Below are 3,057 nucleotides of genomic sequence, written 5' to 3'. Positions count from 1 at the left end.
AGTATTTACAAATGAGAGGCATATGAAACTAGTAAAATTAAAAAAGCTTCCGTGAGGAAGCTGAGTAGTTACAAAATATAAAAAAAGATTTAAATTGCAAACGGCAAATTAGAATTTAGTTTTGAAGAAAAATAATTTGTGTAGTGGAACAAAAATAAAGACGCACGATGTAGTTTTTCATCATACGTCTTTATTTTTTGAAAAGAGCCTAGACCAGAATCCTTGTTTTTGCTCTTGGGTGGACGCTATAAGTTTTTGTGATTCACGCATTTCATCAAAATCTCGTTTCAATTGTTCATATTGCAATAACAGAGTTTTATTTAACTCGTTAGCAGACTGTAATTCTTGGAGAATTTGTTGATTCGTTTTCTCTTGCTCTTGAAGTTGTCTCATGAAAGTTTCTAAGGTTTGAGCGACTTGTGAGCTAGTTAAAGTTAGTTCGTTTTCTTGATGAGCGGGGGGCGCCCAATCGCTCGTTTTTTCTTTAAACTCTTCTACAACAGCTGTTGCGGCCTCTTCTTTTTTCACTTTTTGTTTTTTGGTCAAATACCTATACTTTTCTAATGCTTGTATATCTTGAGCGGTAAATGCGCGACTGTCATTTGCACCTTTTGCAAATTTATACCCGCTCACTTCTAGTTCATTCGCCCAGCGCTTTAAAGTGCTATCAGATATTTGTAGTTTTTCAGATACTTCATGTGTCCAGTAAGCTCGTTCTTGTGATGTTGTATCATTCATATGTTTATCCTCCCTCGCTCAAAGGTCGTTCAATTCCAATTTTGAAGTGTAATCTTAGTTTAATCAAGTCTTTGTAAGTATTTTCTTTAATAATCTTCATAGCTTTCAAATCAATACAAAGATAATCCTAATAAAAAAAGAGTTGCTCTTATAAAAGAACAACTCTTTCTTAACATTATGCATATGGATCATCTTCTAAATCATTCAGTTTATTCCACGATGTATTTTCTTCTTCATCATCATTGGATTCCCCAGAATTCGTTATTTCTTGACTTGTTTCGATATGAGCTCGATTCGAAACAGGTGTATGAACAGTTTTCGAACCTTCATCATGTTTGATTGGTAAAGGTTGTATTTCGTTATCCAGTGCAAATGTATATTTACGTGGTAAAATTTCCGCTACATCTACATTACCAATTTGCTTATGAAGTTGTTGTGCCGCATACAAAAAGAACATTGTAAGATCACTTTGTTTGTTAATAAAATCGATCATGTCTGGTGAAATGTCTTTCTTAATATAGACATTTGCTCTATCACCAGCTTTGTATATTTTACGAGCCATTATTTTTCACCGATAGGAGCAAGCGCTTTTTCTTTTAATTCTTCAAATCTTGGAGAGCATGTGTACACAAGTAATCCACGTGCATTTACGAAAAGTGGGTCTTTTAAGAAAATAACATTTGTTAAACGTCCTTTTTGCTCTAAAATTTGCTGTAGGCTTTCTTTTATGATTGCGCCACCGCCACCATAAATGAATACATATGGATCATCTTTCATATCATCAATTTTATTAATAATGTCAGTTGCAATTCGATTTGCTAAACTTAATAATGCGCCGCGTGATGCCTCTTTTAAACGAATATGGCGAGGATGTTCAGAGTCAAGATAAATTGCATTAAATTCAGCAATACTGTCTATTGTCTTTTGTTTATTGTTTAAGTTCCAAACCTTGATGATATCAAGTAAAGTTTCTTTCACTCCATATGGTAAACCACGGCTCATTTTATGTTTAAAACTAACACCATGAGAAACAACTTCTTCTGTCGTACCAGCGCCAATATCGAAAGATAATATTGTTTTGTCAACAAAGTCTATTTCTGTAGTTTTGTCTTCTGTAGTTTCTACTTTTCTTTTGATGGTTTTACCTTTTTCATCATAAACGATTCCCCATGAACCCGCCGCACCTTCTGGTAAACACTTGCAAAATTCAATTTGGATATTAACTACTACTTCACGTCCGCTTGGGTGATGGAATTTTACCGTATGATGATTCATATAACGCTCTACAAATTCTTGTGCTGTTTGAGGCGTAATTGTTGCGACAGGTAATGCAACAGAAAGATCATAAGTAACATCAATTTTATCTTTATTGGGTTGTTTTTTCATAGCTGTAATTGCTAAACCAACTAATGTAACAAGTAGCACAAGATCATCTTTCGATTTATCCGATTTCTTTTCCATTTCAATACCTTTAATGTTTTCATCAATCACTTTTTGACCAATAATGTAACGCAGATTGTTTGCTTTTAAGGTAGGTGATGAAATGGTAACATCAATGTTATTTTCTAAGTCCTCTACAGAAATATCGTCCTCACTTAAAATGTTTGTTGCTTCTCCAATATGATGTGCATAAATACTTGGTATGAATAAAGGATCAAGACCTAATACATTTAACTTCAATCCACTGTTTCCCGCGTCTGCACCAGCTTTTAGAATTACCATATATAAAAACCTCCTAAAGATTATTTTTCAATCGATTAACGTAATTCCATTATATGCTAAACACTTCTAAAAAGTCAATACAAATACATATAAAGAAATACAATTTAATGCAAGTCATTACAAAAAATATCGGTAAAAGTCCGTAAAAATCATTAAAATACAAGTATTTTCCGTATTGATTCCTATTAACTTGTATTCATTTGTATTGACTTTTATTGATTCGGTTGTTTTTTTGATCGTGGGGCCGACTGTCTTTTTGAGGTTATAACCAATAGCATAACAAAAGCCCTGGTTCTGTTTGAAGTGAACTCGAATAGTGGTACATGAAAAAACACCTCCTGAATTCGCATACTAAGTATGCAAATTCAATGGAGGTGTTTTTTCGTATGACGACAAGAGTTCATGACCCAGAAGAAACAAAGTGGAAAGTAATTGAAATGAAGAAAGATGGTTATTCAAATCGTACAATTATGGAGAAACGCGGAATTAAAAATGTTTCCCAAATTAAGACATGGATGAAATGATATTATCCCCTTAAGGTAGACAGTGTAAAAAGACCATGAATACACATGGATGTTACACTTTTACTTGGAGGGG

The 3,057-nt window shown here is 33.5% G+C and carries 3 protein-coding genes and 1 pseudogene; 1 reads left to right on the top strand and 3 read right to left on the bottom strand.

Annotation, left to right across the window (positions count from 1 at the left end; genetic code table 11):
- Positions 1-180: 180 nt before the first annotated feature.
- The 3 genes from JDS99_RS30255 to JDS99_RS30245 form a co-directional block, all read right to left on the bottom strand.
- Positions 181-738: a MerR family transcriptional regulator gene (locus tag JDS99_RS30255; RefSeq protein WP_001000491.1), complete on the bottom strand. Its 558-nt coding sequence runs from the start codon at positions 736-738 to the stop codon at positions 181-183.
- Between the two features lie 175 nt (positions 739-913).
- Positions 914-1,300 (bottom strand): hypothetical protein, encoded by a 387-nt coding sequence (locus tag JDS99_RS30250; RefSeq protein WP_199696420.1) that lies wholly within the window; start codon positions 1,298-1,300, stop codon positions 914-916.
- Positions 1,300-2,460: a ParM/StbA family protein gene (locus tag JDS99_RS30245; protein WP_199696419.1), complete on the bottom strand. Its 1,161-nt coding sequence runs from the start codon at positions 2,458-2,460 to the stop codon at positions 1,300-1,302. Before JDS99_RS30245 ends, JDS99_RS30250 begins: the two co-directional genes overlap by 1 nt.
- A gap of 386 nt (positions 2,461-2,846) precedes the next feature.
- On the opposite strand from JDS99_RS30245, the pseudogene JDS99_RS30240 reads away from it, so the two are divergent.
- A pseudogene (locus JDS99_RS30240) lies at positions 2,847-2,981 on the top strand (IS3-like element ISBt2 family transposase); the annotation flags it as partial.
- Between the last annotated feature and the right edge of the window lie 76 nt (positions 2,982-3,057).

Origin of the sequence: Bacillus cereus group sp. N6 (genome assembly GCF_016483705.1) — a bacterium.
Lineage (GTDB): Bacteria > Bacillota > Bacilli > Bacillales > Bacillaceae_G > Bacillus_A > Bacillus_A wiedmannii.
This window is presented reverse-complemented; position numbering and strand designations above follow the sequence as displayed.